Annotated in this window: 32 protein-coding genes and 4 pseudogenes; 17 read left to right on the top strand and 19 right to left on the bottom strand. The window is 57.4% G+C overall.

Translation table 11 applies throughout. From position 1 onward, the window contains the following. The first annotated feature begins 315 nt into the window (after positions 1-315). The 7 genes and pseudogenes from J2X71_RS21040 to J2X71_RS21065 all read left to right on the top strand — a co-directional run. On the top strand, positions 316-597 hold the full coding sequence (locus tag J2X71_RS21040; RefSeq protein WP_310384572.1) for a hypothetical protein: 282 nt from the start codon (positions 316-318) through the stop codon (positions 595-597). 94 nt (positions 598-691) lie between these two features. Continuing rightward, entirely contained in the window at positions 692-1,672 is a 981-nt protein-coding gene (locus tag J2X71_RS21045) for a hypothetical protein (RefSeq protein WP_310384575.1), read from the top strand. Between the two features lie 347 nt (positions 1,673-2,019). Beyond that, a complete protein-coding gene (locus J2X71_RS21050) occupies positions 2,020-4,047 on the top strand; it encodes a hypothetical protein (protein WP_310384577.1) in 2,028 nt (675 codons plus the stop codon). Positions 4,048-4,125: 78 nt separating this feature from the next. Continuing rightward, positions 4,126-5,190 (top strand): ATP-binding protein, encoded by a 1,065-nt coding sequence (locus J2X71_RS21055; protein WP_310384579.1) that lies wholly within the window; start codon positions 4,126-4,128, stop codon positions 5,188-5,190. After that, positions 5,187-5,594: pseudogene (locus tag J2X71_RS38145) on the top strand (TniQ family protein); the annotation flags it as partial. The gene J2X71_RS21055 and the pseudogene J2X71_RS38145, both read left to right, overlap by 4 nt. 42 nt (positions 5,595-5,636) lie before the next feature. Next, positions 5,637-6,383: a hypothetical protein gene (locus J2X71_RS21060; protein ID WP_310384581.1), complete on the top strand. Its 747-nt coding sequence runs from the start codon at positions 5,637-5,639 to the stop codon at positions 6,381-6,383. A gap of 590 nt (positions 6,384-6,973) precedes the next feature. After that, a pseudogene (locus tag J2X71_RS21065) lies at positions 6,974-7,278 on the top strand (L,D-transpeptidase); the annotation flags it as partial. A 62-nt stretch (positions 7,279-7,340) separates the two neighbouring features. On the opposite strand, the gene J2X71_RS21070 reads toward J2X71_RS21065, so the two are convergent. The 5 genes from J2X71_RS21070 to J2X71_RS21090 all read right to left on the bottom strand — a co-directional run bounded on the left by J2X71_RS21070 (position 7,341) and on the right by J2X71_RS21090 (position 9,458). After that, positions 7,341-7,931: a hypothetical protein gene (locus J2X71_RS21070; RefSeq protein WP_310384582.1), complete on the bottom strand. Its 591-nt coding sequence runs from the start codon at positions 7,929-7,931 to the stop codon at positions 7,341-7,343. Beyond that, entirely contained in the window at positions 7,921-8,217 is a 297-nt protein-coding gene (locus J2X71_RS21075; protein ID WP_310384584.1) for a hypothetical protein, read from the bottom strand. The genes J2X71_RS21070 and J2X71_RS21075 overlap by 11 nt, the downstream gene beginning before the upstream one ends. A gap of 247 nt (positions 8,218-8,464) precedes the next feature. Beyond that, positions 8,465-8,770: a hypothetical protein gene (locus J2X71_RS21080; RefSeq protein WP_310384586.1), complete on the bottom strand. Its 306-nt coding sequence runs from the start codon at positions 8,768-8,770 to the stop codon at positions 8,465-8,467. Between the two features lie 53 nt (positions 8,771-8,823). Further along, positions 8,824-9,159 (bottom strand): hypothetical protein, encoded by a 336-nt coding sequence (locus J2X71_RS21085; protein WP_310384588.1) that lies wholly within the window; start codon positions 9,157-9,159, stop codon positions 8,824-8,826. A gap of 53 nt (positions 9,160-9,212) precedes the next feature. Continuing rightward, the gene (locus J2X71_RS21090) at positions 9,213-9,458 is read right to left on the bottom strand and encodes a type II toxin-antitoxin system prevent-host-death family antitoxin (RefSeq protein WP_310384590.1); all 246 of its coding nucleotides are present in this window, start codon (positions 9,456-9,458) and stop codon (positions 9,213-9,215) included. Between the two features lie 327 nt (positions 9,459-9,785). Between J2X71_RS21090 and J2X71_RS21095 the strand changes: the two are divergent. Beyond that, positions 9,786-9,974 (top strand): annotated as a pseudogene (locus J2X71_RS21095) (GH32 C-terminal domain-containing protein); the annotation flags it as partial. A gap of 18 nt (positions 9,975-9,992) precedes the next feature. Here J2X71_RS21095 and J2X71_RS21100 read toward each other — a convergent pair. The 5 genes and pseudogenes from J2X71_RS21100 to J2X71_RS21120 form a co-directional block, all read right to left on the bottom strand. Further along, a complete protein-coding gene (locus J2X71_RS21100) occupies positions 9,993-10,310 on the bottom strand; it encodes a DUF982 domain-containing protein (RefSeq protein ID WP_310384592.1) in 318 nt (105 codons plus the stop codon). Positions 10,311-10,759: 449 nt separating this feature from the next. Next, positions 10,760-11,122, bottom strand: a pseudogene (locus J2X71_RS21105) (ProQ/FINO family protein); the annotation flags it as partial. A gap of 73 nt (positions 11,123-11,195) precedes the next feature. Further along, a complete protein-coding gene (locus J2X71_RS21110) occupies positions 11,196-11,363 on the bottom strand; it encodes a hypothetical protein (protein ID WP_310384596.1) in 168 nt (55 codons plus the stop codon). Between the two features lie 140 nt (positions 11,364-11,503). Further along, positions 11,504-12,388 carry a hypothetical protein gene (locus tag J2X71_RS21115; protein WP_310384597.1) on the bottom strand — a complete coding sequence of 295 codons (885 nt, stop codon included), beginning with the start codon at positions 12,386-12,388 and terminating at the stop codon, positions 11,504-11,506. A 31-nt stretch (positions 12,389-12,419) separates the two neighbouring features. Next, positions 12,420-12,890 carry an NUDIX hydrolase gene (locus tag J2X71_RS21120; RefSeq protein ID WP_310384599.1) on the bottom strand — a complete coding sequence of 157 codons (471 nt, stop codon included), beginning with the start codon at positions 12,888-12,890 and terminating at the stop codon, positions 12,420-12,422. 71 nt (positions 12,891-12,961) lie between these two features. On the opposite strand from J2X71_RS21120, the gene J2X71_RS21125 reads away from it, so the two are divergent. From J2X71_RS21125 to J2X71_RS21135, 3 genes are all read left to right on the top strand, one after another. Continuing rightward, entirely contained in the window at positions 12,962-13,555 is a 594-nt protein-coding gene (locus tag J2X71_RS21125) for a CYTH domain-containing protein (protein ID WP_310384601.1), read from the top strand. Positions 13,556-13,574: 19 nt separating this feature from the next. Beyond that, entirely contained in the window at positions 13,575-14,153 is a 579-nt protein-coding gene (locus J2X71_RS21130) for a CHAD domain-containing protein (protein WP_310384602.1), read from the top strand. 232 nt (positions 14,154-14,385) lie between these two features. Continuing rightward, the gene (locus J2X71_RS21135) at positions 14,386-14,613 is read left to right on the top strand and encodes a hypothetical protein (RefSeq protein WP_310384605.1); all 228 of its coding nucleotides are present in this window, start codon (positions 14,386-14,388) and stop codon (positions 14,611-14,613) included. Between the two features lie 556 nt (positions 14,614-15,169). On the opposite strand, the gene J2X71_RS21145 is transcribed toward J2X71_RS21135, so the two are convergent. The 5 genes from J2X71_RS21145 to J2X71_RS21165 form a co-directional block, all read right to left on the bottom strand. Continuing rightward, positions 15,170-15,331, bottom strand: a complete 162-nt coding sequence (locus J2X71_RS21145; RefSeq protein WP_310384608.1) for a hypothetical protein — start codon at positions 15,329-15,331, stop codon at positions 15,170-15,172. Positions 15,332-15,335: 4 nt separating this feature from the next. After that, a complete protein-coding gene (locus J2X71_RS21150) occupies positions 15,336-15,953 on the bottom strand; it encodes a flavodoxin family protein (protein WP_113321398.1) in 618 nt (205 codons plus the stop codon). A 405-nt stretch (positions 15,954-16,358) separates the two neighbouring features. Continuing rightward, entirely contained in the window at positions 16,359-16,625 is a 267-nt protein-coding gene (locus J2X71_RS21155) for a hypothetical protein (RefSeq protein WP_310384610.1), read from the bottom strand. 76 nt (positions 16,626-16,701) lie between these two features. Continuing rightward, entirely contained in the window at positions 16,702-16,881 is a 180-nt protein-coding gene (locus tag J2X71_RS21160; RefSeq protein WP_310384612.1) for a hypothetical protein, read from the bottom strand. Between the two features lie 214 nt (positions 16,882-17,095). Beyond that, positions 17,096-17,494: a DUF1236 domain-containing protein gene (locus J2X71_RS21165; protein ID WP_025668368.1), complete on the bottom strand. Its 399-nt coding sequence runs from the start codon at positions 17,492-17,494 to the stop codon at positions 17,096-17,098. Between the two features lie 341 nt (positions 17,495-17,835). Here J2X71_RS21165 and J2X71_RS21170 point away from each other — a divergent pair, with 341 nt between their 5' ends. The 5 genes from J2X71_RS21170 (at position 17,836) to J2X71_RS21190 (ending at position 20,638) form a co-directional block, all read left to right on the top strand. Beyond that, complete coding sequence (locus J2X71_RS21170; protein ID WP_025668367.1) at positions 17,836-18,261, top strand: hypothetical protein; 426 nt, start codon at positions 17,836-17,838, stop codon at positions 18,259-18,261. Further along, positions 18,258-19,478: an Nramp family divalent metal transporter gene (locus J2X71_RS21175; protein WP_310384616.1), complete on the top strand. Its 1,221-nt coding sequence runs from the start codon at positions 18,258-18,260 to the stop codon at positions 19,476-19,478. The genes J2X71_RS21170 and J2X71_RS21175 overlap by 4 nt, the downstream gene beginning before the upstream one ends. Further along, a complete protein-coding gene (locus tag J2X71_RS21180; RefSeq protein WP_310384618.1) occupies positions 19,478-19,837 on the top strand; it encodes a hypothetical protein in 360 nt (119 codons plus the stop codon). The genes J2X71_RS21175 and J2X71_RS21180 overlap by 1 nt, the downstream gene beginning before the upstream one ends. Before the next feature lies 1 nt (position 19,838). After that, positions 19,839-20,165 carry a hypothetical protein gene (locus J2X71_RS21185; RefSeq protein WP_310384619.1) on the top strand — a complete coding sequence of 109 codons (327 nt, stop codon included), beginning with the start codon at positions 19,839-19,841 and terminating at the stop codon, positions 20,163-20,165. A gap of 182 nt (positions 20,166-20,347) precedes the next feature. Then, on the top strand, positions 20,348-20,638 hold the full coding sequence (locus tag J2X71_RS21190) for a hypothetical protein (protein ID WP_113321425.1): 291 nt from the start codon (positions 20,348-20,350) through the stop codon (positions 20,636-20,638). 159 nt (positions 20,639-20,797) lie between these two features. Here the strand turns inward: J2X71_RS21190 and J2X71_RS21195 are convergent, their stop codons facing one another. Further along, entirely contained in the window at positions 20,798-21,877 is a 1,080-nt protein-coding gene (locus tag J2X71_RS21195; protein WP_310384742.1) for an ROK family protein, read from the bottom strand. Between the two features lie 196 nt (positions 21,878-22,073). Here J2X71_RS21195 and J2X71_RS21200 point away from each other — a divergent pair, with 196 nt between their 5' ends. Further along, the gene (locus J2X71_RS21200) at positions 22,074-22,685 is read left to right on the top strand and encodes a hypothetical protein (RefSeq protein ID WP_310384623.1); all 612 of its coding nucleotides are present in this window, start codon (positions 22,074-22,076) and stop codon (positions 22,683-22,685) included. Between the two features lie 195 nt (positions 22,686-22,880). Here J2X71_RS21200 and J2X71_RS21205 read toward each other — a convergent pair whose 3' ends face one another. From J2X71_RS21205 to J2X71_RS21215, 3 genes are read right to left on the bottom strand one after another with little or no spacing between them, the layout of a single operon-like run. After that, positions 22,881-23,876, bottom strand: coding sequence for a DUF3618 domain-containing protein (locus J2X71_RS21205; protein WP_310384625.1), 996 nt, complete (start codon positions 23,874-23,876; stop codon positions 22,881-22,883). Beyond that, positions 23,876-24,292, bottom strand: coding sequence for a phage holin family protein (locus J2X71_RS21210; RefSeq protein WP_025668358.1), 417 nt, complete (start codon positions 24,290-24,292; stop codon positions 23,876-23,878). Before J2X71_RS21210 ends, J2X71_RS21205 begins: the two co-directional genes overlap by 1 nt. Further along, on the bottom strand, positions 24,285-24,854 hold the full coding sequence (locus tag J2X71_RS21215; protein WP_113321407.1) for a nutrient deprivation-induced protein: 570 nt from the start codon (positions 24,852-24,854) through the stop codon (positions 24,285-24,287). The genes J2X71_RS21210 and J2X71_RS21215 overlap by 8 nt, the downstream gene beginning before the upstream one ends. Between the last annotated feature and the right edge of the window lie 296 nt (positions 24,855-25,150).

Here is a 25,150-nt window from a genome sequence, read left to right on the forward strand (position 1 = left end):
GACGCTTGAGTTCCTGCCCGATCCAATCCTCACCACTCGCTTGACCAACCTGGGCAGGCGCGCGGTGCGATTCGTGATTCGTAGGAGGTCCTTCCGCTTCCGTTAACCATGCCGGCACTTTGCCGTCGGCAAACACCGATCGCTACTGTAAGCACTCGCGTGCCAATATGGAACGAGAAGTTCTCATGCACACGATAGTGAACATAGCGATAACGCACACGGCTGCCGCGAGCAACCAATAGGCCTGGCGTCTTTGCCGCGCCTTGGTCATCGCGGCACCTCGGAAAATCCACCACCGTTTCCGGAGGCCTAGACTTGTTCATTATCTCATCCGAATCTCGTAAATTATCCACCACCTGTAAATGGCTTTCGCCACCCGTCGGTGTTCCGGCGATCAAACCCGAAATCGAACGCATCTTCCGCCAGCTTGATCAGTTGCGCCCGCACCCTCGCAGCGACGATGGATCGCCCCGCGGTGGAATGATGACAGATGGCGACTTGGCGTCTGAGTTCGGGCGATTTGCGGGCGAAATCCGCATGCGATCGAAAGCGATTCCCAGCCCTTGGTCGATATCCCCGATAGCGGCGTCGCTCTAGCCTAATAGGGGCATTCACACTGAAACATCTGATCCGTGCTCTCCGGCTCGCCCGGGGAACGCTCTCATTTGTCAAAAAAGTCGAGGATAGCTCAATGGACGTCCGAAAGGTGCTCCGTTTCAAGAAGGATATGGATCAAGGCTTGGCCTGGCAGGCCTTCTACGATCCCCAGCTCAATGTCGAACTGACGGGAGATCAAGTGCCGTCAGGGAGGTTCGAAATTGTCAAGGTCTCGAATGCCGGCCGCACGGAGGAGGTCGAGACATGGGTGCCCCCGGTTATGAAAGCACCGGGTACTCATATGCCTCCCAAACGCAACAAGTTCGCCGCGCGTGCCTTCATTCCAGACATCGGGACCAATACCCAGGTTGGCAATGCCAGCTTCTTGGAACTCAAATGCGCGATGCATTTTATGGCAAACCGTCGGGTTACCAGCATCGTTGATCAGCACTCGACGTATGAATACGCGGACGAGAACGGGGAATTGCGCAGCCACCGAATCGATTTCCTGATCGAGTTTGACTCAGGCCTTAGTCTTGCGATCGCGGTAAAATCCGAAGACAGGGTCGACCCAGCCGGACTTGATAAAATCGTAAAACACATTCGGCCACAGCTGTCCGGCGTCGCTGACGACCTCATCATTTTGACCGACGCCCACCTCACAAACGACCGGGCCTGGAACAACCAGAGTATCATCAGGGCTCGCAAGGCGCGGAAGGAGGACGATTGCGAGACGTTGCGAGCCATTATCCGCGACATTCACGGGTCTTTCAACGCGTACGAAATGACACTTCGCCTGCCTTCTGTCGCTGCCGGTGAAACCGCGATTTGGTGCCTGCTCTATGATGGCGTTCTCAAAATGGTACGCCCTGACCGGAGGCTTTGCGACGCTCCGTTCGTGTTCGTTGATAGGGCCGCACTGCACTCTGGCCAGCCCGCTCCTACGCGGCCTGGCCTGCAGAGTGGATGTGGCGGGCAGAAGGCCAACCAGTCGTATCCCTCACTTCGTCTCGAGCCCCTCCGGATGCGTGAAGCCGTTCGGACGGCAGAAAGGAGCGCGGCCATGGCAATATAACTCCAGGTAACCGCCCAAAAACAAATGGGCTCGACGCACAGCGCTTTACGCTGGGCAGCATTCATTAGACGGCGGTTCGCCGCTGCCCCATGGCGATGTTCGAGGAGAAGCATTCCCTCCTGATCGCCATCAATAACTCACCACCAACCAGCAACAATAAGGACAGTATCATGAACACCCATGCATTCATGTTTCCCGCCTCAGTGGAGGTATCATAATACCGCTTTGCACCGGGAGATGGCTTCCTCTTTCGAGGTCGCGACTTCAGCTTCGTTGAAACTTTGCCTGACGGCTATGTCATCGCACGTGTCTCCGACGGACTTCAAATCGGACTTACAAAGCAACAGATGGCAGAGGCGTTCGAGGACAAACGCGACCCGATCATTCACTACCCGGGCAAGTACTCCGGGAGCGGAGCAAGGGCCGGACTGCGCGATGAAGCGATGACTACAAAGCTTTCGGCAGAGCAGAAATCAATTCTGCTGCTCAAGAAGGAGCTCTGCGACGCCGTACTGAAACTCTACCGCAAGGGTGACCTAAAGCTAACGGATGAATCCATGGGGTTGTTGCTTCCGGGTTTGATCAAGGGACTCAGAACGCCGTTGCCTGAAGGGAAGAAGAAGAAGACCTGGAAGAGCCGGAAGAAGATGACGAGGGACACGTTTGATCCGAGCCCTAGAACGGTTCGTGACTGGCTCGCCAAATACCGGCGATCGGGACAGCTTGTCTCCCTGGTCGATGATTACGGAAACAATGCGGGTACGACGCGCCTCGGCCCGGAACTGGAAGGCCTCGTTCAAAAATATGTACACAAGTGGGCCACAACAGATCGCGCTAAGAGCAAAACGATCCATCAGGAAATGTGCGATGGGATCGAGATGCTAAATAACGATCGCCCGAAACCTGACCGTCGGCCGCCCCCAGACATCAAGACGTTCAGAAGGAGGATCAAGAAGCTGCCGCCGGCTTTCGTGGCAGCAGCGCGGTCTGGTGTCGACGCGGGTAAGTTGGAATATTCGATCCATCAGCAAGGTCTTGAACAGATTCGCCCGCTCGAGCGTACCGAGATGGATGAATGGGTTACTGACCTGCAAACCGTGCTTGCGTTGGCTGGCGTTTGGCAAACCATGTCTAAGAAGGAGCGGGCGGCTGTTCCGCGAATGCGGCTTTACGTGACCGGAATTATCGACGTCGCCTCGAAGTCCATGGTTGCAGCCGAAGTCCATCGGAAACCTCCCTCCGTAAAAACGTCGATCGCCGCTCTTGAGGTGGCCACGATGGACAAGACGGCCATTGCCAAGGAGTTGGGCTGTTTCAGCCCATGGGACATGCACGGCACGTTTGAACTAGTCGCTACGGACTCCGCTTCTTGGTATGTCAGCGACGAATTCCGTTGGACGGTCAATGACCTTGGTGCAATCCTCTTCTTGCCTCCGACCGGAGCCGCATCTGCCCGCGGGACAATCGAGAGGTTTTTCCGGACATCCTCTGTCCAGGCTTTCGAGTATTTTTCTGGGAGGACCTGGGGTTCAGTTTCGGAAAAGGGGCTCGTCGATGCGGAGAAGGAGGCAAGTATCGTGTTCGAGCAGGCTCGAGCGCTACTTCTCCGATTCATTGTCGACGTCTACCACAACACAAAGCACAATGGCGGGGAAACGCCACGTGAAGCGTGGAAACGCCTGAAAAACCGCTACGGCGTGCTCCCCTCTCCCACAGGCCATCGTAGGCGCGCGATTTTCGGTTCGTCCTTCGAAGCCTCCATTACGGCCTCCGGCTTTACCTGGAATGGAGTTCCCTACCAGTCGAACGCACTACAACACGTCCGCCGCAACGTGACCAACAAGGTGCTTGCGCGGGTCGACCGATACAATTTGGGGGCAGCGTCCTTCTTCGACGGAACGCGCTGGTACACCGCCTCGGCCAAGTTCGAGGAATTCGAGGGAATGACTGCGTTCGAGTGGGCCGCGATCAAAGACCAGTATAGTCAGCTGGCCGATCAGCAAGCGGAACTGTCGCGCGAGACGCTCCAAAAAGCGATCGCCGATCTGCGAAACGCTGGCAAGCTCGCGCGACTCCTCGCCGCACTTCCGCAGCCGGGGTTCACTGAGGAGGACTACGAACGCTTCGAGGAGCGCCTGGGAAGACAGTTTAAGGTCACAAATCGCGGTCCCGTGGCTGAAATCGACATGGCTGCGGAATGGAGGCCCAGCGCGAACTATCTCGAATTGATCGGGCTGGGCGGTGTCGCCGTTCCGGACGATGTATTTGGTGCTTTCGGGGATACCGCGGATGAGGCCGAAGCCGTACCGATCCCGGCTGCACCTGAGCGTACGCCGGTAGTTCAATCCCTTATCGACCCCGACTTCGACGCCTAGCGCCCGAGCCGTATCGGAAACAGACGCCTGGACTTGCCCGGGCGTCCCCCCTGCTCCATACCAATTCGAGGACACACGATGATGCCTGCAATTGAGAAGCCGCACGTCGGCGCGGGATTTACAACAAGCCAGGTTAGCGATGCGAAGCGCGCCAGGATCGCACGACTCGATAAACACTATGTCGGGTTCTCACGCGACCGCCTGCTTCGAGATACCCTTAGGTCGATGGTCGATAGCATTCCCCCCAACGACTACGACCAGCTGGACATTCCGGATAAGCGGCGGATCGTTGCCATCTGCGGCGAGAGCGGAGCTGGGAAGACGCGGGCTCTGATCGAACACTGCCACCGTATTCCTGAGATGCGCCCCTACGTGGATCACGATCAAGTGCTGGTAAACCCCGTACTCTGGTTCAAGGCTCCCTCTCCCTCGACCCCACAGCGACTAGCGTTCGCCGGGCTGACTGCGCTTGGCGTGCCGGTACGGGCAAACATCGCTGAGAATAAAATTTGGCAATTGTTCCAAACAGAACTGAAACGTCACCGCATCAGATTCGTCGTCATCGATGAGGCACAGGACGCCATCGAGACCGCTAATCGGATCGAAATTGTGAAAATCGCCAATGCCTTCAAAAATCTGGTTCAAATGCAGGACTGGTCTTTACGGCTCGTTCTCGTTGGCGTTCCGCCACTGGCAGAGTTTCTTGAACGAAAGCAGCTTTTCAACCGTCGTCTCGTGGTGCCGTTTGAAAGAATTTCGGCAGACGCGGAAGTGGGGACCGTTGTCACGATCCTAGAAAAAGTGGTGGTCGATCACGCGGGAATGACCTTGGCTAAGGACCTGGGCGATGATTTCGAAAAGAGATTGGCCCACGCATGCGACGGTCAAATCGGTTCGATCATTCAAATCGTACGAAAGGCCTTGGAGTTCGCGATCGAAGGGGACGAAGAGCAGCTCACACTGACGCATTTCGCGAACGCTTACCGGTCATTTTCTGGATGCAAGGACGACGAGAACATCTTCGAGGCAGATCACTGGCGGGACCTGGACCCATTTACCGCACTCCGCCGCGACGGAGACCTCAATTACATCGTTGCCAGATCGACAGCATCGAAGTCCCGCAGTGCAACGAGGCGAGCATGAGCAAACTGCATCTCACGGTCCCGCGCCAGGACGAGGAAACGCTTGGTAGTTATTGCAGCCGTCTTGCTGCGCTTCACGGGGCATATTCGGCTCGGGAGTTCTCTAGTTGTCTGGGGTTCAGCTTCATTGAACTCCTCAGAGGTTCGGACGTTCACGTTGGGATTTTCACGCGTCTTGTGAGTCTCCAGGAAGCGGACGCCCGAGAAGTCTCTATCAGAATTTTAGGGCCGAAACTTCGTTATCTCCGCGATCACTTGTTCACGAGAGACCATGTCGTTACGACTAAGTCGAAGTTCTGCCCCCATTGCCTCATCGAGGACGAAAGATCAGGCGTCGGGCGACAGGGAAGTCGTGCATACATGCGGATTTCATGGCTGCCCCGATTTTCGCGGGTTTGTCCAATCCATCAATCGACTCTAGTGACGGCGGTTCCAGGCGGGTTGGGAATGTATGGCGACGCGATCGGCGGAATTCGCGCGGATAATACGGAGTGGTTTGATTACATTGATCGCACCAACCCAGCGCAGGCGACCCCTGCTCAGTCATACCTCATCGACCGGTTTATGGGCCGCCCCACAGAGGCGTTGTGGCTAAACAAATATCCGGTTCAGGCGGCGGCGCATTTCATCGACATTGTCGGTGCGGTTGAACGGCACGGAATAGAGGTTAGCTTTGACAAGCTGGATGTCCTGGAGCAGTCTGCCTGCGCGCAACGGGGTTTCGAAATCGCAGCAGGAGGCCAAAGACCGGTGAAGGCTTTCCTGGCCGGTCTGGTCAAAGGCTTTTACCGCTCAAGATCGGCCATGGGAGCTCATGCAATCTTCGGCGAATTGGCGGATGAAATGTCGCTTCGCGCTAACCTACCCGGATACGATCGCATCTTAAAGCTGATGCAGAGAGTTGCTATCGAAAACCTCCCAATCGGGCCAGGCGACAATTTCCTCGGTTCCGTTCGGCAGCGTCGGCGACTTCACTCCCTCAGCTCGGCTGCAAAGGAAAATGAGATAGGTCCCCACATATTGCGGACATTCATGATCGAACGGGCATTGATCGCCCCGACAAAATGTAGCTTGCACCGGACCGTTTTTCATCCGAGCGCGATAAGTGATCTCATCGCTCCGATAAAGGCGCTCGGACTAACTGGAGCGGCACGGGCAAAACAAGCTCGTAAAGCCAGTCGCGCGGGTAACTGACGTTCTCACAAGCATTTTCCGGCCGGTCTATTGAGACCGGCTTTTTTTGTGCCTACCTTCTAGGGCGAAAGTAAGCAGCAGTTAAGGCAGATCGTATAGCCGATTTCTAGCTCTCAATGCCGGAAATCAATAACTTAGCGATAGTCCAGGGCGACACCATGCGCCCGTTTACAGTTCTGTAAAGGCGGACCGAAGACCGGATTTCTAGGAACGTTTCGCGGAAACAAGGAAAGTAGCACCGGACCACGTTTCTTCAGTAAGGTGATCGCTCTTTGTCGACTACAGCAAACGGAATAAGTTGCAGCTTGCTGAAGCCTTTCAGCTGTAGTCTGGTCCTGGTCTAGATGGCACATGAATGTGCCATCGCAAACGATCGAGTAGACAAGGCAAATTCGTAGCCGCGCCGAGGTAGTTGAGCTAGTGTTCAGATCAACGAGCGGCGTGAGTACCGACAGGAGTGGGTGATTTGAACGAGGTTCAGCAATTGTGGGAATGGCGTGAGAAGATTGCGAATCTCTACTACGAGGTACGTTCCAGCTCGGACGCGGTTGCTGCCTGGGAACTTTGGCGCAACACACGTTCAGCCGGTCGGGTCTACACGGGTGGTGTCAAAGAAAGCGCATCCCGAATGGCGCCCCACCGCAAGCATGCGTCAGAAGAACCCCAAGCTTCCCACCGCGATGAGGCCCGGGCCGAACAATCCGCTCGGAACCCGGGCGATCTATCTCGCAGACAGGCTACTGCGTATCCACGGCACCAATGATCTCCCTCGGCGATCGGGACCAACGCATCGAGTAACTGCTTTCGGATGTATCGTCAGGACGTGGAAGAGCTGTACAAGCACACGCGATTGCGAGGACGAGGCTGGATCGGGCGACCGTCGTTGATTGTATAGCGGGCACACAATCAAGCTATTCCAGTCCGGCCGAATAGCCGCAGACGGAGAGAGTTCGGCACTCATGGTGAGGGCTGCTCCGGCGGCGCTCGATACAGAATAACCCGAGCGCTCGGTATGAGTTGAGAAAGGAAATCAAAGTCCCGGACGTTAGCAGTCAATACGCTCGCACCCAGCTGCCGTGCCTGTAGGAAAATGAGGGCATCATTGACGAAGCGGCGCTCATGTCCCTCGCCCTTTGGCAGGTTGCTCATGCGAAAGAGGAGCCCCGCCAGCACGCCGGCCTGTCCCCAGGTGGTTGCATCCGGGGCATGAAGCCGGTGTTCCGGAATGTCTTCTACGGTCGCCGCGATCGTTTCGAGGGCCGCCTTTGTGGAGGGATGATTTGGATTCAGCCGTCCGAAGGCATGGGTCAGCTCGGATAGACACACCGCGGAGTGGTGGCACAGGCGATACGTCAATAGTGTATCGACCTCCAACGGCGAGCGGCCTTGAAGCACATCCAGATAGACGCTGGTGTCCAGGAACAGAGGCCCTCCAATTTGAGGCTCGTCAGCGGCCCATGAATGAGCTTCGTCGGGCCTCCGTTCGAGCGTTCCCACGTGCTTTCCGGGCTTTAGCGATCGGAGGGTTTCGGAGAGATCAAATCCCAAGATCGACATCCGTCGGGATGGTGCCCTTGCGGCCCACCAGACGCACGCCAAAGTCATCTTCAAGAGCCAGCCGGGAAAGTGCCAATTCCAGCAACTCGGTGTCGGAGGTAACATGGGCGCGCTTCTTGGCCGCCTCGACCAACTCCGAGGGGACTCGTCCCGACAAGCGGGTATTCTTTGCCGTGCCGAGGAGACCGATGGCTTTCGCTTGCTCGAGCACGAGCCTGTTGCGGTTCAACGCGACCTTTGCTTCGGCCTCCGCAGCAGTATGGGACTGGGTAACCATAGGTTTCTCCTGTGTTCAACATAGTATATGTAACGTTGAACGAAAAGGCAAGATCGATAGCGGGTGGCGAGCTGGGATCCCGATATGGCGGCTCGCCCATGATGAAAAGCAGTCCGAACCTGTTAGGTGGTCTGTCTCATAAAGGCTGCGTTCCGAATCCGCCCCCTGTCACTTGTTACGGATATCCGTAGCTTCACCGGATATCCGTTCTCATCTGGGCAGGAAGAGGTCGGAGCCCCTTCCCAGATCACCCCGCCATCTTGCGACAGCTCTCGGCACAGCGGCGGCAGGCGTCGACACAGCTCTGCATATCGCCGATCCGTTCGCAGTCGTCGGCGCCTTCCCTGCAAACATGCTTTTGGTGCTCCGAGCCCATCAGCATGAAATGCGCGGGGGCCCCGCCGACCTCAGCGCCCGGCGTGAGCCGCTGGAGGTCGCTTCTCCGACGTTCCTGGTCGAGACGGCAGATGATCTTGTCCGCCTCGCGCGGGTAAAGGGTCAGTCGTAATCTTAGACCGCCGAACGACCGGCAGGCCAACGGCAGTGAGGACATTTTTTGCCGAAACCACCCACGATAGAGTCGCTAGCAATCGATTGGTGACGATCTTAGGAGCGCGAGACGCCCGTCAGCCTGCGCGCCGCTGCAGCATCCTTGACGGCGAGGGCTATCTTCTTCAGAAATGCCAGGCTGAAACTTCCTAGCGGCCTCGTCGACTCGAAGTCGAGCGCCTTGTCGAGTTCGACGCGATTATACTCGTCAAGGACAATCCAGCAGGGGAAATCGGGACCGGCGCGGCGGCACTCGATCTGACTGATCGACAGGAAGAGGCGCTCGTCCCGCGGCCTCTGCGAGGTAATCGGAAACAGGAAGACCGACGCCCGGATTGGCCGCCGTGCGAACCACCACGCAGACCGGACGCGCCTTGCGTCCCGTTTCCTCACCCTCCAGTGCCTGCCGGTTCCACAGATAGTGAAACCGGACGACCTGTCCTTTGTCAAACATGGCTATCGTCCAGGATCTCGTCGAGACCGCTCATCAGCTCGTGATGGATGGCGTCCGGTGCATCGTCGAGACCATAGGCGACCGTGTGGGAGTGGCCGACCAGTTTGCGATATTGTTCAGCCGTCAGGATCACCAGCTTCTCCTTGCCCCGCTTGGTCAGGGTGACGGGTTCGACCAGAGCGGCTTCGAGGATTTCGCCTGAGGCACGGTTCATGTCGGAAAAAGAAAATTGCTTCATCGCATCCTCCATTGAAGTACCTAAAATACGTATTTCATGCAATTCATGCAGGTCGCGATCGCCTTGAGAGAATGCACGTTCTGGGTCGCGTCGACGAAACGTGCCCGGCTTGAGACGTGGCGGCGTGCGGCAAAGCAAATTGGTAAGCGAACTGGCGCTCTGACCTTGACGAGACAGTCGCTATATGAGCCAACTTTGGGCGGCGGTCATATCCCATTGTCGCCGCCACCTCCGGCGAAGGAGTTTCGCGGCAACCATTGGTTAGGCACCTGGCCGCAAGTGGTCTCGGCTCGTGGAACTCAGCTAGTAGGCCAATTTGGCCATGACGAGTCCGACGGTTCAATCCACTATGTTGCGGAGCTCGGCGAGGCGAAAAACCTTCGTCTGTTTCATGACTTCGGTATCGTCGAGATCTTCGCCGACGGCGGGGCGGTTTGTGGAACACGCCACGGCTACGTGAATAGCGACCCCGATCGCCTGGAAATCTCAACCACTGCATCAACGCGGGTGCCGTAAAGATATTAGATTGCGGCTTCACTGGCCGCGCAACGACCGGTGTGGCTCGATGCGCTCATCTCGCAAAGTCCCCTCCTGGACAAGCGAAAGGGCGGAAATGCCGGCCTCGTTCGCGGCCCGCAGAAGCGCTTGCCGAAGCTCCTCTGGGCTGGTCTTCCCAACGAGGGCATCAGCGCAAGCCTTGACCGCAATGACGTATTCCTCACCATCGTCGAGCGGCCAATCCTGGATGAGAACGCGCGCGGCATCGGTGAGACTACGGATGATCGTTCGCGGCTTGTTGTTTTGGAAATTGAGGCCAATCGGCGCAAAGGCCGAATATCTATTCGTCGTCATGCCTTCACCCGTTCCATTGAGAATGGATTCATACACCCAGGATGCCGTGGTTGTATTTCACATAGTTAAAATAGCGTTAACGTGCCGAGAGCCCTCTATTGTTGACAGCCTCGGCCGAAGAGAAGGCTGCATAGCGGTATTGCAAAAACGGCAGTTGTCATTGAAGCAGAGGGGTAGTAGTTCACACATCATGTTGATGGCCTGCCGATTCGGCTTTTGCTGTCAGTCGCAACACGCGGGCGCTCCCTAAATCAGGTCGAGCGCCCGTTGTGTTTCGGCCCTCTGGATTTCAGACGCGGTCAGGATCATCCGATTTGAGACGCGGGACCGGTTTGCGTGGCGAAACTTTGCGACTCCTTTCAGGACGCATTCAGTTCAACGTCTTTGGACGGTCTCACGACGGGGCGGCCCGGATTGGAGACGGTCTGCCACGGCGCCGGAACCGACCCTTACTTTGTGGCCAACGACCGCCGTTTGAGAAGCGCGGCACGGATCAGGTTGTTCTTTGTCGGTTCGGGAGCACCAGCCACATGCGACACCGCAGCCTGCACTTCGGGCTGCATGCGGGTCCGCTTCATTTCCAGAAAGCGCCGTTGCGCCTCCAGCCTGTCAGCCGCGGAAACCGGTTCGACCGGCGCGCCGGCAAGATCGTGGCGCATGGAGTCAGGCTGGGCGCTTGCGAAGTAGTAAGGCTTCAAGCGGACATAGACTGCAATCACACGTCTGAGCCTGGTCACCCCGACGTCCGGCTTCAACAGCGCCCGGATCTCGTTGAAGATCCCTACGGCAAAGGGACGGATGGGATCGCCTGCTCATGCTGGATCATCGCGGTACTGGCGGCGCTGCCTCCACGAACGGGATCCCGGCGATCGACCATGAGGACCCTCAGGCCTTTGCCGGCGAGGCCTGCGCCATCAAGGCGCCGGAAATACCGGCGCCGACAATCAAGACGTCATAGCTGCCTGCGGACGCCCTGTCCTTCGTCGCAACACGTATTCTGGGTGCCGCAAGCCACAGGGGCTGCTTGTGGCGCCGCTTCTGTTTGCGCGTCATTTGCGTGGTGGCTTCCAATGCTGGGGTCCGCAGGCTTGAGGACGTGGCGAGCACGTCCTCGCATGCCTAGAACGACTTTTCTCCGGCATGGTTCCGTTTGATTGGTCGCGCAATCGGGGCGATCGAGCAGGAGCGAAGAACTAGCTGCTGCTCTGGCTCCGGATTGCATTTGCCTCCTTCGACCGAGCCGCTCTCCTTGCTGGCCGAAGCTCATCGATCGTCGGTGTCCACCACTGCGCGCCTTCCGGCCGCGCCGTCTTCGATGGCCAAGTGCGTACGAGCTCGTCCAAAGTGGGCGTCCGCCACAGTCCCCATACATGGTCTTCCGTGACATCTGGATAGAATTCCGCAACCGCCTGAGGCTCGACGAGTTCGCCCGTGATGTCGGTGAAGACGACGAGACCATAGGAGGTCGCAACAACGCGACCGATAGGCGGCAGATGGCCGCTCATAAGTGGATAGCGTCGCCGCTTGCGTTCAATCGAGCGGCGCCTCGATAACATTTGCTCTTCGCTACCCTTTCGTTCTGCGGCACGACGGCGCCGTTCCTCCGGCTCGTTGCGGCGAGCTGCCGCTTCGATCTGTGGCCAGCGTTGGCGCAGTTCCTCGAAGGACCGGTAGGGGACATGCCAGATCTTCAGATCACCGTCCCATCGCGAGAACGGAACCTCGTGAAGCGTCTCGACCACTGTTTTCGAGTATGGCGTTTTGATCCGGAAGCCTGCCTTGCCAAGCTCCAAATAGCTGCTGTCGATCGGATCGAAATCGAAGGCGTCCCTCCCCTTCGCATCGGCGTGGGCGTCGATTTCCGCCTCCCGTTCAGCCAGCCACTTTCCGAACCTGCGGGACGCAGTCCGGCCGGGAATGAACCATGCCTGGCGAATATCGCTCCACCGTGCGCGGGGGAACCTGCGACGAAACTGTTCGACGGTCATCCGGTCGAACGGAAAGTTGACGTTCGCTCCGGGCTTGGCGTCGTCCGGTTCGTTTGCATTGCCCGAGATTGCCGAAATTTCGCCTTGCATCTCGCGATAACGCTTCTCGAGACCCGGCAGTTCAACGCAGACGTTTCAAGAGTGCCCGCAATCCCGATTGCGCAACGCCGCGGATTGCGACTTCTATGGGAAACCATTTCTGTTTTCGGATCGTCTTTTCGGGGAAGTCCGTGGCGATCCCTGACACTTCGACAAGAGGGACACCGACATGGTAACGATGAGGCGTGCTTTCCTTCTGATAGGAAAATGACCCGAATACTTCCGGATCGACCTCTCCCGCGACGCCAGCCTCTTCGAACGCTTCCCGCAAAGCAGCGACAGAGCTGGTTTCGCCCGGATCGAGATGCCCTTTTGGGATGCCCCATCGGCCGTTCCTCAGGCTTCCGACCAGAAGGACCCGTAGGCGGCCACTTTCGTTGCGACGGTAACAGATGGCGCCTGCCTGCTGCACGTCGCAGCCGGTATTACCGGAGCGTGATGATTTGAGGTCCTTGGCAAGCATGGATGTTGTCGAGTTTCGATATTGCTTCATGAAATCGCTGTATCATCGCACTATGACAGCATGCACAGCGTTGAGGACCGCCCTCCAAGCCGGAGTTCATCTTGTCGTCGGAAATCGAAATCAAGCTCGATCTATCAACGGAAGCCGCGAACACCATTCTTGGTTCCGATCTTCTTGGGAAACCTGATAAGGTTTTAAAACAAACGTCCACTTACTTCGATACGGTCGATCGCACCCTATGGCGGAACGGATACACGCTGCGCATCCGGCAGATAGGGACGGTGCGGACCCAGACGGTGAAGGCCAGCGGTCCCGGCAGATCGCTATTTGCCCGTTCGGAGTGGGAGACGACCGTCCAGGGAGAAGAGCCCGTCCTCGATCACACGAGCCCGATGATTGGACAATTCGGCTGCGACCTGAGCCTCGAGCCCGTATTCGACTTATCGGTCGAGCGGCAATTGTGGAACGTCGAGGAGAACGGTTCCCGGATCGAGGTCGTCATCGATGCCGGCGAGGCGAATTCCGGCGATCGAAGTTCGTCGATCCGCGAAGCCGAGCTGGAACTGAAGGACGGTGATCCAAGCGATCTCTTCGTCTTTGCGCGCAGGATCGACGCGGTTGCCGCATTCAGGTTAGGCGTCCGCTCAAAGGCTGAAAGAGGCTTCGTTCTCATCGAAGCGCAGAAACCGGCTTAGCCTTCATCTTGGCCGCGACATGACGGCCGTTGCTGCCTTCCAGGCAATTGCAAGCTCCTGCCTCCGGCATTTCCGTCTGAACGAAGATGCGCTCCTTGAAAAGCGCAGGCCTGAAGCCCTGCACCAGGTTCGGGTGGCCCTGCGGCGTCTGCGCTCGGCGTTCTCCCTCTTCAAGCCGATCGTCTCGGGCGACGAACCGGTGCGTCTCAACGGCGAACTGCGCTGGCTGGCTGCGGTGCTGGGCGAGGCCCGCACCGACCATCTTGCAAACAGCCGGCTCCTTGCGTCGGCACTCCCGCGTGCGCAAAATTTCGCGGCACGGGTGCTGGAGAAGAAACGCAAACGGCTGAAAAAGGACGGAAAGGCGCTTCGACGATTGACGGCGACCATCGGCACGAAGTTTCGCAAGGACGCCAAGAAATTCAGGTATGCCGCGGAGTTCTCCCGCTCGCTCTTCGCTGACACGCGCGGAGCACGCCGGCACAAGACACTTCTGAACGCGATGGAGACGCTCCAAGGACGATTTGGGTGGTCTGAACGACCTGGCAACTGGTGCTTGCCCCCTGGAAAAGCACGGTCTGGCCGGACATCCGGCTAGAGACAGTGTCATTCCGCAAGCGGACATGCAATTTCTCGTCGAAAAGGCTCAGGGATTCGCTCGATGTCGTGCTGTACACGAGGTGCTTCTGGCGATGATCCGCATCCAGCCGCCATCAATTTGTGGAACGCCGCCCGTCGTTTCGAGAACGCGACCGCATCGAACTCGAACTGAGGCATGTTCATATTCGAGGCTTCTGTTATGGTAGCGGAATCGAGTTGGAGTAACGTACATGTCAAATACGTCTCTAGTGCCGGGCGCCCTTTACTGGGCGAGGTCCCCGAAACATTTTGACGGGAACGTTACCGTCGTGCAAGTCTCCACCATATTCGGCGACGATCCGGATTATTGGACATTGGCCGTCATAGGATCAGACCAGCATTTCATGCCAAGCGAGTTCGAGATCCTGGCCGTCGCGGAATTTTCCGTGGATGATTCCCTACGCCAAGCCGCGGAATGAGCAAACCAAAGAGCGGAGCCGCCGCATCTATGGTCGCGGACATGGTCCCAGTCGACAGATAAGGCTTCAAATGCAGACCTTCTACTAGTTCGCCGGAGGCGAATGCCGAGACATGTCCCCTGTCGCGTCGTTTCTGGCTTCTTGCATCATCGGGCCGGGTTGATCGTCGGGTTCGGGCAGTGGTTGGTCGTCGGGAACGCGATCGGGATCCTGTGGCGGGCTATCGACTGGCGGTACGGGCGCCGGCGGCACGATGGGTTCGTTTGGAACTGACATTTGAAATCCTCCTCATCGTTCCAAAACGTCGGAGGCACCATCAAGTTCCTGCCCAGGTGCGCACTCCGTCATGTCGGTTTCGGCCCGCTGCGGCAGCGGGTGCGGAGTCACGGCCGGCCATGCAGCAAGTTGCGCGAAATCTCTCCCAGGCCTTCATCCATCATCACCCTCTCTGATCCCCGACGCGACAACGTCGGCGTCGCCATCCTTTCCTTCGACCTTGATGGTCGTCATCACGCGTAACGTCGCGAACGTGGCGGTCGAAAGCACGATCGCAGTCTCATATGCTCCGAGACCGTCTGCCGTTCCAATCGGGCCTGTCGCCAAAAAGGCTTGCAGCCGTGGCCGTCCCGCGGATGCTCGCCTTGCCGACGAGGATCGCACCGCCCCCGATCCTCGCCTCGAGCGGGTCCTTGTCAGCCGTGCCGGCTGCCATCATCATTATACTATCGCTCTTCCCCTGGATATTGAGCATGCTTCAGAAGCCTGGCGAGATGGGCGGTATTTCGGGCAAGCGTGGAAATCATCGTCTGAACCGCCTTCGGGGTCTTTTTCAGATCAACGAAGTTCGTCGATCCCATGGCCTCACCGACCCAATAGGCGACGGCGTTAGCAGGGATTGTAAAACCGACGTCGTTAAGGGCCTGGAAGACCTCCCCCGAAACGTGGTGAGCCCCGTCTTCGTTTCCTACCACCGCAACCGCGGCGACCTTGCCATACGAGACCATGCGGCCCTGTTCATCGGTCTCTTCCAAAAACGCGTCCATCCGCTCCAGTGCCCGTTTGCAAACACTTCCTGGCTGCCCGAGCCAAATTGGCGTTCCGACAAGAAGGATATCGGCGTCAAGCACCATCTTGCGAATATTCGGCCAAGCGTCGCCTTCGCCCTCATCAGACGTCACGCCTGGCTTGACGTTGTGATCAGCAAGCCGGATGGTTTTGGTTTCGACGCCATGCTTCTTGAATTCTTCGGTGATGAGCTCGAGCAATTTGCCGGTGGAGGACGCCTCAGAGGAATCGGAGGACTTGAGGGTGCCGTTCAAGGCAAGGGCTTTAAGAGACACGATAACTCCTGTTGTGCGGGGCTCAGGATGATACGGGTAGCGGCTGGCGACTTGCGGCAGCGCCAAGTGTCCAAGACGTTTGAGCTTTCTCGATCTTCAACCGAAAACGGGCGTTCAAGCACTGCGCGTGACCGCGAATTTCCGCTGCCTCAGCTAAGATATCGCCTTGTTGCACACGAAACCGATCATCGGCCGAGTTGTTCCCTCCAGGCGCCTACAGGAAGCAATCGCTTCACGGTGCTGTTTTCAATGAGCGCAAGGCAGGCGCCTTAAGCATGGAGGAGTCACTATGCGAGCTATCGGATAGATATACCCGACGAGCGATCGTGGCAAATATCCCTACGAGAAGGGCCCGCAGGAAAGTCTATCCAAACTGACGTTTGGGGAAGCCGAATCGAGGAGATTTCAGGTGCGGCTCGTCCCCCGTCGTGGGCTTGGCTGAGCCTCATCAGCTTCGATTACTTCGCCGCTGGCGCGGAGTTCCAGGATCCCAAGTTGGACGACCTTGATTAGATCCGCCATCCGTTTGCCGTGGCTATTCTGGTACTCTTCCAAGGTAGGCGTGCTAAGGGTCACGTTTCTGAGCGCAGATATACGATTGTCTTTCACTGCTTTGGCGCCAAGAGCCCAAACCCGGTCAAACAATTTTCGATCTGATTCTTTAATCGTCATGACAATTTACCAAGGCTGGTCGGATCCCACGGTGAGATAGGGCCCGGGGAAGGATGGAGCTCCATCTTCACTCGGATCAAGGGCCAGAAATCCGCGATTTGCTGACGGCCTCCGGCTGTTGGACCTGCACAAAAACCCTGGCCTGCCGATGGCTCCCGGCGTTCGACATCAGAAGCAGGACAATCCCGACCATCGCCAGCAGAATGGCGATGATTGGCAAGGCAAGACGGCTGGTCCTTGGTTCTTCGTAGACCATGCATCACTCCATCGACAACCGACCGATCCGGCCGTGATAACATAGACGATCGGGTATTCGTTCGGATCCACCATCACCATCTGGCCATCTTATGAAGCAATAATGAAAGTGATGACTTCTCTTCTTTGAGGCCGCACCGTTGTGGCGGCATATGGGTGCGGCCGCCTTCATTTCTCCAAGAGCTGACGCCGTAAAAGGCGGCGTCTTAACCCCGTCAGTTGATGACCTGAATCACCTTTCGCGACGACGGTTCGACGATGACGCGCTCGTCGTTCACGATCGCATACGAGTATTTCGGATTTTCCGGAACGGGCGTCACAACGACGGTTTCGGGGAGCGGCTGACCGACGACCACCTTCTCCTTTACCACGACGCGGGTCGACGGCGCAGGCGCTTCACGAACATAAGTAACGACCTTTTCCGGCGGCGGATCGATCGCCGTACCGACGATGGCGCCGGCAACGCCACCAACGGCCGCGCCAACCGGGCCGCCCACGATGGCGCCAGTGACTGCGCCGCCTGCAGCGCCGTTAACCGTTGAAGACTGGGCAAACGCTATGCCCGACATCAGGGCGGCGGCGGCGGCCGTGCCTAGAATAAGCTTGGCAAACATCTGATTTTCCTTTTGTTCGACGCGGCCTTCCCGACCGCTGCCCAACCAACGACGGAAATGCTTTGCTGTTCCCAGGATGCGACCTCAGTCCGGGTGTGCCTCGGACCAAAGTCCGAAATCAAAGGAGGAGGCTGCGCATTGGAAAATGGCAAGGCACTCAGGTCGCAGACGCCTCGCCATGCGCTTACCTTCATGAGCTGCACTTCCCATCGACCTTATCAACGACCCCATTGGATCGGTGCTTTTCGACTTCAGAAAGATTTCCGGACGGCTTCGGTGCTCCGGAACCTGCTGACTGCACCCGCGTTTTATGGCGGAGGCAACCGCTCAACCGAACTGACATGAACAGTCCGAATTTAGTGAAAATCAGCGTAAGCGTTCTTTGCTTGGTCGCGGCAGGTTGCTCCTCTTCCGACGCGGATCAGATAAAAGAGCACTCCAGAATTGTTTCGTCATGCTCGAATTCGGCGCGCATGGCGCTTAATGGCTGGCGCATGAACCAACTCCCGGCGCCTTTTGTACAGCAGACCCTGCGGTCGACGCGGCGCAATGTCCAAAATGCAGCCTCTAAAATCGAAGCGCTTCGCCACGCCGACAGGACGCAACGCGAATTGGTGAGCAGGTCGCTAAGCGAGATCATCGATCTTCTCGCACAAGCGCAAAACCAGGTCGCGCTTGGAGATCACGACACCGTGCAAACGGCAACCAAGCTAAGTGATGCGATAGAGCGTCTCAACCTAACGTCAGGTATGCGACGATCCACATGAAAAAAATATTGGAAATATCGCTTGGAATTGTCACAAGCGTTGGCGGTTTTCTTGAAATCGGATCGCTGGCGACGGCCGCCCAAGCGGGATCAGCATTTGGCTTTCAACTCATCTGGGCGATCGTGCTCGGCACTATCTGCATCATTTTCCTTGTCGAAATGGCTGGCCGTTTCGCCGCGGTAAGTGGCCACACGATTTCGGACGGCATCCGAGAGCGGTTCGGTTTGACATTTTTCTTGCTGCCTTTTCTCTCCACGCTGTTGCTCAATCTGATGGTTCTTGCCGCTGAAATAGGAGGAGGTGCCATTGCTCTCGAGCTTGCGACAGGTATTACCTTTCAGTGGTGGGCACCGGCAGTTGCCTTTCTAGCCTGGTTATTACTCTGGAAGGGCACTTTCGGCTTCATCGAGAAAGGCGTTTCCATCCTCGGATTGGTGACCTTTTGTTTCGTCATTGCGGCGGTATTGCTTAAACCTAATGTGAAGTTGCTCGCCCTCGGTGCTTTGCCAAGTATGCCGCAGCACGACCATGCCAGCTACTGGTTTACGGCCGTGAGCATTCTCGGCGCATCGATATCGCCATACCTATTCTTGTTCTATTCTTCTGGCGCGGTCGAGGATGCGTGGGATGAAACCTATCTTGGAACTAATCGTGCAATCGCGGGGCTGGGCATGAGTTTCGGTGGCACGATATCAATCGCAGTGTTGATCGTGGCCGCTCTTGTGCTCGCTCGGAATGGGGTTGATCAAGTCACGGATTATCACCAGTTGCCGACCATGCTCGTCCCTGTATTTGGTCGCTCGGGATACTGGTTGTTTGTTGCTTCCCTAGGGATCGCCTGTTTCGGCGCAATCCTGGAACTCGGGTTGCAGCAAGCCTACCTGATTGCTCAAGGACTGGGTTGGAACTGGGGCGAAGACCGCAAACCAAGTGAAGACCCGGGTTTTAGCGCCGCTTATACGCTGGCACTTTTGTTAGCGGCCATTCCGATCATTTTAGGCTTCGCTCCGCTAAAGCTGACGATCCTGTCCATGGCATTGACCGCAGCAACCCTCCCGCTAACTGTCGTCCCTTTTCTATTCCTGATGAATGATGAGCGATATGTCGGAAAACATGGCAACGGAACCGTATCCAATTCGGCCGTCGTCTTGATCATCCTGCTGGGTTCTATCTTGGCGATTGTGACGATCCCGCTCGAGTTATTTGGAGGTACGTGATGGATCTGCTGCGTGATGTTCTCGATAAGCAACTGGTCGATCGAAATGGCGTACAGATGGGCAAGGTTGACGGCATCGTCGCCGAACTTCGGCGCGACGGCCCGCCACGGGTCATCGCGATAGAGGTCGGCGCTATCGTAATGGCCCGGCGGCTTGGCCGACAGCCACAGCAATGGATGACGTGGGTCGCGTCCCAACTCGGTGGAGACCGACACTCCCGACCCCATCGCGTCGCGTGGACGGCCGTGCGCCGCATTGGGGTTGACATCGAGGTGGACGTGGTGGTGAGCGACACCACCATATTTGCTTGGCAAGATTGGTTGAGAGACCATGTGGTAAACAAAATTCCCGGAGCATAAATTGGTTGAGATTAATCTCGAATTGTTGGTGGGGCGAGCCGTCTTATCGAGGGCAGGCAAAACAATTGGCCATATTGAAGAGGTATGGGCGCAACAAGACGGGCCAGATCTTATAATCACCGAATTCCATGTCGGCCTGTACGCAGCCATGGAGAGAATATCTGCATCGCCAATCGGCACAGAGCTCTTAGGTCTTTTCCGCCTGCGCCGCAGACACCGCGGCTATCGCATACGCTGGAACCAAATCGAACTCGGCAAGAGCGAGCTCCAACTCCTCTGCGACGAAAAGGAACTCGCTCCGCTGTTTGCAAACCATTTGGAGCGTTAGCCCGTGCCGTGTCGGCGCGGACCTTTGCGCAACAAATTGATGCTTGCAGTCCAACGGCGTGCTCCAATGGCAGGTCTTAAACGAACGTTGTGCCGGCGCCTTAGGTTGGCCTTATATCAATGGTGCGGGGAACTAAAGACAGCCCGGTCCATTCCTTCTGAACAATCTTAAAGGACATGGTCATGCGCAGGTTCATTGCAGCAACGACATCGATCATTCTTCTCGGACTTAGCGTTCCCGCTTTATCGCAGGCTCTCGGCGACATGGATTCCAGTGGCCGGTTTGGCGGCATGCCTCCTGGCACTGATCGTTATCGCCAGGACTATGACCAGGGCGGGGTTTCCATCCCGCTTGATGTCGCCACCGGCAGCATTGCTGTCGACCGGCGTTCGACGCCGGTCTGCCCGAAGCCCGGTACGCGCGAGTGGCGCGCTGAAGCGCGGGACGGCACGTTGAGAGAAGATTGTCGCTGACGATATGGCGCGATCGACTATGACTTACGGAAAACTTGATGGTATCAGGTGACAAGCATTGCATATGGCCGGAATGCTCGCGTCACCCCCAGGCGAGCGAAAATATGTCGGAAGTGAGAGAAATTCCGTGTAACGTCCGGAGGGATCTTCTCGGCCACCCTATTTCTTTTTGACCGTTCGGTTCGTGAAATGTGCATTGCCGAGACCAGTGCCGATCGTCAGCGCCGCCCAGCTCGAAACGTCCCTCACCTGCGGCATCTGCGAAAGCCCCTGCACCACTGCGTCATTATGCATAATGATGAAAATGTCATCGCCACCGATATTTGGGATGGCCTTTTTCAGCTCGCGCGGAAGGTTAAAATGGTCGCTTTCCCAGTTTCCGCCCGGCAGATTTTGTCCGCCACGTGTGATTGAGCCATCGGCTTCAATGACACCTGGGCATCCGATACCGATGAGGGGGGCAAGCCTAAGACGAGCGGCCTTTGCCTTTTCGACAAGTTCCCCAAGCATGGCGGCAAGCCTGGAAATCGTTGCAGTGCGGCTCGGTTCGTCGTCGGCATGGCGCCAGAGTATAGAATCGGTGACACGCGTCTCATCAAGGTTTCGCTTCTTCCCCTTGCCGAATTCGACAATGCCCGCCCTGACGTTGGTACCGCCGATGTCAACCGCCAAGATCGCTTCATGGCCATTGAGCATCCAGTCGGGCATGAGATAGACCGCCCCAATCAAGCCGGCCTCATCAGCGTGATGAATCGTGGGCAGCAGCTTGATGTCCATCCCCAACGCGTTCAGCAAAATTTGTGTCCGGGCAATTGTGAGCTCTCCCACACGCCCCTGTCTGAACCCTCCGCCGATGACAATGCGCTCGGTCTTAGACCATACGCTGTCTTGAACAAATTTCTCGATTACCCCAGCAAAATCGTGAGCGAAACCTTCGATCGCTCCCATCACAACGGCGACCGCCTCCACATCTTCGCCCACCAGCAGGGCATCGATCTTTTTCTTCGAAAGTTTGTCAGCTGGCATGTCTTTCAACGGATCCATTCCGTGCGTCCGCTGGACCTTTCTCAGCTCCTCGAGCTTCGAGATGAATGTCGCTTTGTTCGCGTCATCGCCAAGAAAGCCATTCCTGCCACGTAGTTTGCTGCTGTAATCGTCAACGGTCACAGACGACAGTTCCGCTGCGCCATGGATTAGAGGAGCGGTCTCAAGCTGCTTTTGCGATTTTGTTTTTGCCATCGAAGCCTCAAATGTCGGCAGCAAGCCGTGGAATGGGAGGAGGTAACGCAGTGCGAAGACGAGATGTTCCATGAATAAACGTCCTTGCAACTCAAGTCCCAGCGGCTGATCACGCCATGCAAAAGCGGACCACTTCTGGAACCCTATCGTCATTCATGGATTTCCCATCACCAAGTGTGAAACGGAGTGGACAACAATGACCGTGAGCCATGCTGACACAGACAAATCGGGATCCTTGTCATTGCTCTCATTCTTCGATGATCGCACTGGCGCCGAGCAAGCGGCCGAATTGCTGGTGGCGGCTGGCATTCAACGTGCGAACATTAGTCTCATTGCCGATGTGCAGAACTCACGAACAGACATAGATGAACACGACGGCCTCTGGAGTAACATCGAAGATTTCCTATTTCCCAAAGAGGATCAGGCCGTCTACAGCGAGGGTATTCGGCGGGGCGGCCATGTGCTCGCGGTCTCCGGCCTTTCAGAGCGCAATTACGAGCTGGCGCTCAGCATTCTCGATGAGGCGGGATCCGTGGATCTTGATGAGCGGATCGTGACATGGCGCTCCGAAGGCTGGAATGATACCCAAGGATTCCTGGATCAGCTGCAGCACCCACCCGCCGTCATCGACCGCGACGTCGCTGCCTCGCTCATCGGGAAGGGCCGAGGCGACGAGGTCGCCCCGGTGATCACCGAGAAGATCAAATTCGGGCAGAAGAGCGATCGGAGCCGACCCCGCGTTCGGGTCTACACTGTTGAGTACATTTTGAAGGATGCCGGCAAAGATCCAACCGGCTCTCCTCGATGACCGCACCGTGGCACATTTTCAAGCAGAGTTCAAAGCGTGGGTCCTTTGACTGGGCTTTACCCAGGCGTCAGCACGATCACAGGCGAACCCGTCGGCCGTTGCCTGAACATCAGTCGCTCACCCGTTGAGTGCACATGGCGGGCTCTGCCCAGAGGTCATAGATCAAAATGCGCCGCGCCTTAACTCAACGACACTTTATGTCGCAGCGCCCTTGTTCTTTAAACCATCCACTTCATCGATGATGCGGCCCTTTGCTGCATCGTGGAGATCCGCCGTCACCGAGAGTGCTTTGTCGAACACAGCGGAAGCTGCATCCTTGCCGTATTCGAGTGCGTCTTCCGCTTCCGAAGCAGCCTTGGCCCTGACCGCGTCGGCTGCCTCGCCAAGGATCCCATCCTCCTGTTCTGAGTGCGGAAGTGCTGCCCCGATCGCCGCTCCGACTGCGAAGGCGAGAGCGCCACCAACCAGCGGCTGGTCACGGAAATGCGACAGAATAGCTTCATTCAACCGGTTCGACTGATTCATGAGGGTCGTTCCGGTCGAGCCGGCAGCGCTGGAAACGGATCCCGCGGCCTCGCCGATCTTCTGAGTCGCGCCGCCGACCGCACCCTTGACACTGTCCCAAGTGTCGGATGCCCACCCCAGCGAAGCATCGAGAGCAGCGCCCGCTTCATCGCTGATGGAAGAGATGCGCTGTCCGGCCGCGTCCGAAAAGCCGCGATAGGCTTTGCCGGTTGAATCAAGGAAATCGCCGGCCCGACGTCCCGTCTCATCGGTAAGAGCCTTGAAGCGTTCGCCAGCCTCGTCCGTAAAGTGGCTGTAACGAAGACCGCCGATGTCTTCTGGCGGGCCAACGCGTTTGATTGTCCCCCGCGCGGGATAGAACGGAAGAACCTCCCGGTCGTCCTGCGCCGGCAAGCCTTGAGACCCGGAGGTGCCCTGTTTAGCCACCAGCCACGCAAGGCTCACGCCCATTAACGCTACCGGCAGTGGGTTGGCCTTCACGGCTCTTCCAAGGTTGGTCAAATAATCAGCGCCGCCACTTCCCTTGGCATAGGCAAGGACCTCATCAACGAGCTGCCCGGGGGACATCCGTTCCTGGATAGCATCGATCCGCGCTTCGATCCTCTGGCGATCGTCGTCGATCTCGCGCTGTAAATCGGCGGAGGATTTTTCAGAAGATTGCGTCATCACATTTTCTCCTTGACAACGTCCACATCACGGCGAAGCGACGCGGTCGTTCGATTAAGTTTGAATCGCGTACCCCGCAAGGCAGCAATTCCTCTCGACACAAGCGCCCAGGCAATGGCGGCAATGACGACACCGACAATCACGGCTGCTAGCGCCTGCGCGCTGGTTTCGCTCATGCCGTTCTGCACAAGCGCGGCCGCAAGTCCGCCGACCAAGGCGCTGAGGAGCACGCCGACGGCGCCGATCGCGAGCACGACACCAATTAAAAGAACCTCCACGCCGCTCAGGGCGCTACTGAGTTTTTCCGAAGCCTCAGTCTTGGCGAGATCGATTTCCTTGCGTAGCAGCCCTGTAACGTCCGCGAGAAGCCCACCGACCAATTCAGCCAAAGGCGTGTTGTCTCCTAGCTTAGCCATTGTTCGTTCCTCCGGTGCGATCGGACGAATCCTGTGCATGTGATGTCCCGTCAGGCGACCCCTGTGAGGGGCGTGACGCCGGGCGTTTTGCCGAGGCGGTTAGGAACCGGCTTGCTACCAGACCGGCCAGTGCCGCGGCACCGAGAAAAGCGACAGGCTGACGACGGCCGAATGCCTCCGCCATGCCGGCGATTTCGCCGAGATCGCGCCCCTCCATATCCTTTGCAATTGCCTGAATGTCGTGACCTATGCGTCGGGCAAGTCTGCCCACGTCCCGCTGGTCACCGGCTTCCAGTTCGCTGCCGACCTTTTCGAGGGCAGTAGCCACACCGCCGACCTGGCGTGCCGCGAAATTCTTTTGCTCGGCAGCTTTGTCCTGGACCTTGGTCATAACAGTTGCAGCACTTGCCTCGACGGCATCCGCAGCCTGTGTGAGGTCGCCTGAAACCCTGTCCTTGAGATCGCTGAGCGTGGGGGCCGGGTGTGCGGACGGTGAAGCATCATTGCTCCTTGACGACAAGCCGGATGGACTGAATGGTCCCGGGCGGAATTCTTCGGGCATCTCTGCCTCCCTGAGGTTGACGAATCTGTTCAGATGCCTCCCAACTTCGCTGCAGCGGGTTTGTTCCTGGGACAACCGGTCCTGTTGCGGCAGAAACTTGCTAGGACATGTTCCCCAGGTTCGCCCTTGACTAAAGCAATCGTTTTTCCGGTTCCTGGCCGGGTCCCTTGTTACCTGCGGCCGAACGGCCACGCTTCGGAAGCCACAATGCGAAGATGGCCGAGAGAGCTGCTGATGACAGAAAGCGTACAAGCGCTGGATCGGACCCCTAAGGGCGGGTGGTGGAACACGATTGT

The organism is Rhizobium sp. 1399, assembly GCF_031455475.1.
In the GTDB taxonomy this organism is placed as follows: Bacteria; Pseudomonadota; Alphaproteobacteria; order Rhizobiales; family Rhizobiaceae; genus Rhizobium.

What these genes read in the sequence shown, in the direction of transcription:
- J2X71_RS21060 (WP_310384581.1), top strand. Translation starts at nt 5,637, where the DNA reads ATGTATGGCGACGCGATCGGCGGAATTCGCGCGGATAATACGGAGTGG.
- J2X71_RS21195 (WP_310384742.1), bottom strand. Translation starts at nt 21,877, where the DNA reads ATGGCAAAAACAAAATCGCAAAAGCAGCTTGAGACCGCTCCTCTAATC.
- J2X71_RS21155 (WP_310384610.1), bottom strand. Translation starts at nt 16,625, where the DNA reads ATGACGATTAAAGAATCAGATCGAAAATTGTTTGACCGGGTTTGGGCT.
- J2X71_RS21055 (WP_310384579.1), top strand. Translation starts at nt 4,126, where the DNA reads ATGATGCCTGCAATTGAGAAGCCGCACGTCGGCGCGGGATTTACAACA.
- J2X71_RS21205 (WP_310384625.1), bottom strand. Translation starts at nt 23,876, where the DNA reads ATGACGCAATCTTCTGAAAAATCCTCCGCCGATTTACAGCGCGAGATC.
- J2X71_RS21145 (WP_310384608.1), bottom strand. Translation starts at nt 15,331, where the DNA reads ATGATGATGGCAGCCGGCACGGCTGACAAGGACCCGCTCGAGGCGAGG.
- J2X71_RS21160 (WP_310384612.1), bottom strand. Translation starts at nt 16,881, where the DNA reads ATGGTCTACGAAGAACCAAGGACCAGCCGTCTTGCCTTGCCAATCATC.
- J2X71_RS21170 (WP_025668367.1), top strand. Translation starts at nt 17,836, where the DNA reads ATGAACAGTCCGAATTTAGTGAAAATCAGCGTAAGCGTTCTTTGCTTG.
- J2X71_RS21080 (WP_310384586.1), bottom strand. Translation starts at nt 8,770, where the DNA reads ATGTCCTCACTGCCGTTGGCCTGCCGGTCGTTCGGCGGTCTAAGATTA.
- J2X71_RS21090 (WP_310384590.1), bottom strand. Translation starts at nt 9,458, where the DNA reads ATGAAGCAATTTTCTTTTTCCGACATGAACCGTGCCTCAGGCGAAATC.
- J2X71_RS21165 (WP_025668368.1), bottom strand. Translation starts at nt 17,494, where the DNA reads ATGTTTGCCAAGCTTATTCTAGGCACGGCCGCCGCCGCCGCCCTGATG.
- J2X71_RS21190 (WP_113321425.1), top strand. Translation starts at nt 20,348, where the DNA reads ATGCGCAGGTTCATTGCAGCAACGACATCGATCATTCTTCTCGGACTT.
- J2X71_RS21215 (WP_113321407.1), bottom strand. Translation starts at nt 24,854, where the DNA reads ATGCCCGAAGAATTCCGCCCGGGACCATTCAGTCCATCCGGCTTGTCG.
- J2X71_RS21210 (WP_025668358.1), bottom strand. Translation starts at nt 24,292, where the DNA reads ATGGCTAAGCTAGGAGACAACACGCCTTTGGCTGAATTGGTCGGTGGG.
- J2X71_RS21050 (WP_310384577.1), top strand. Translation starts at nt 2,020, where the DNA reads ATGGCAGAGGCGTTCGAGGACAAACGCGACCCGATCATTCACTACCCG.
- J2X71_RS21135 (WP_310384605.1), top strand. Translation starts at nt 14,386, where the DNA reads ATGTCAAATACGTCTCTAGTGCCGGGCGCCCTTTACTGGGCGAGGTCC.
- J2X71_RS21200 (WP_310384623.1), top strand. Translation starts at nt 22,074, where the DNA reads ATGACCGTGAGCCATGCTGACACAGACAAATCGGGATCCTTGTCATTG.
- J2X71_RS21180 (WP_310384618.1), top strand. Translation starts at nt 19,478, where the DNA reads ATGGATCTGCTGCGTGATGTTCTCGATAAGCAACTGGTCGATCGAAAT.
- J2X71_RS21075 (WP_310384584.1), bottom strand. Translation starts at nt 8,217, where the DNA reads ATGGTTACCCAGTCCCATACTGCTGCGGAGGCCGAAGCAAAGGTCGCG.
- J2X71_RS21130 (WP_310384602.1), top strand. Translation starts at nt 13,575, where the DNA reads ATGACGGCCGTTGCTGCCTTCCAGGCAATTGCAAGCTCCTGCCTCCGG.
- J2X71_RS21115 (WP_310384597.1), bottom strand. Translation starts at nt 12,388, where the DNA reads ATGCAAGGCGAAATTTCGGCAATCTCGGGCAATGCAAACGAACCGGAC.
- J2X71_RS21045 (WP_310384575.1), top strand. Translation starts at nt 692, where the DNA reads ATGGACGTCCGAAAGGTGCTCCGTTTCAAGAAGGATATGGATCAAGGC.
- J2X71_RS21110 (WP_310384596.1), bottom strand. Translation starts at nt 11,363, where the DNA reads ATGACGCGCAAACAGAAGCGGCGCCACAAGCAGCCCCTGTGGCTTGCG.
- J2X71_RS21175 (WP_310384616.1), top strand. Translation starts at nt 18,258, where the DNA reads ATGAAAAAAATATTGGAAATATCGCTTGGAATTGTCACAAGCGTTGGC.
- J2X71_RS21100 (WP_310384592.1), bottom strand. Translation starts at nt 10,310, where the DNA reads ATGACGACGAATAGATATTCGGCCTTTGCGCCGATTGGCCTCAATTTC.
- J2X71_RS21120 (WP_310384599.1), bottom strand. Translation starts at nt 12,890, where the DNA reads ATGAAGCAATATCGAAACTCGACAACATCCATGCTTGCCAAGGACCTC.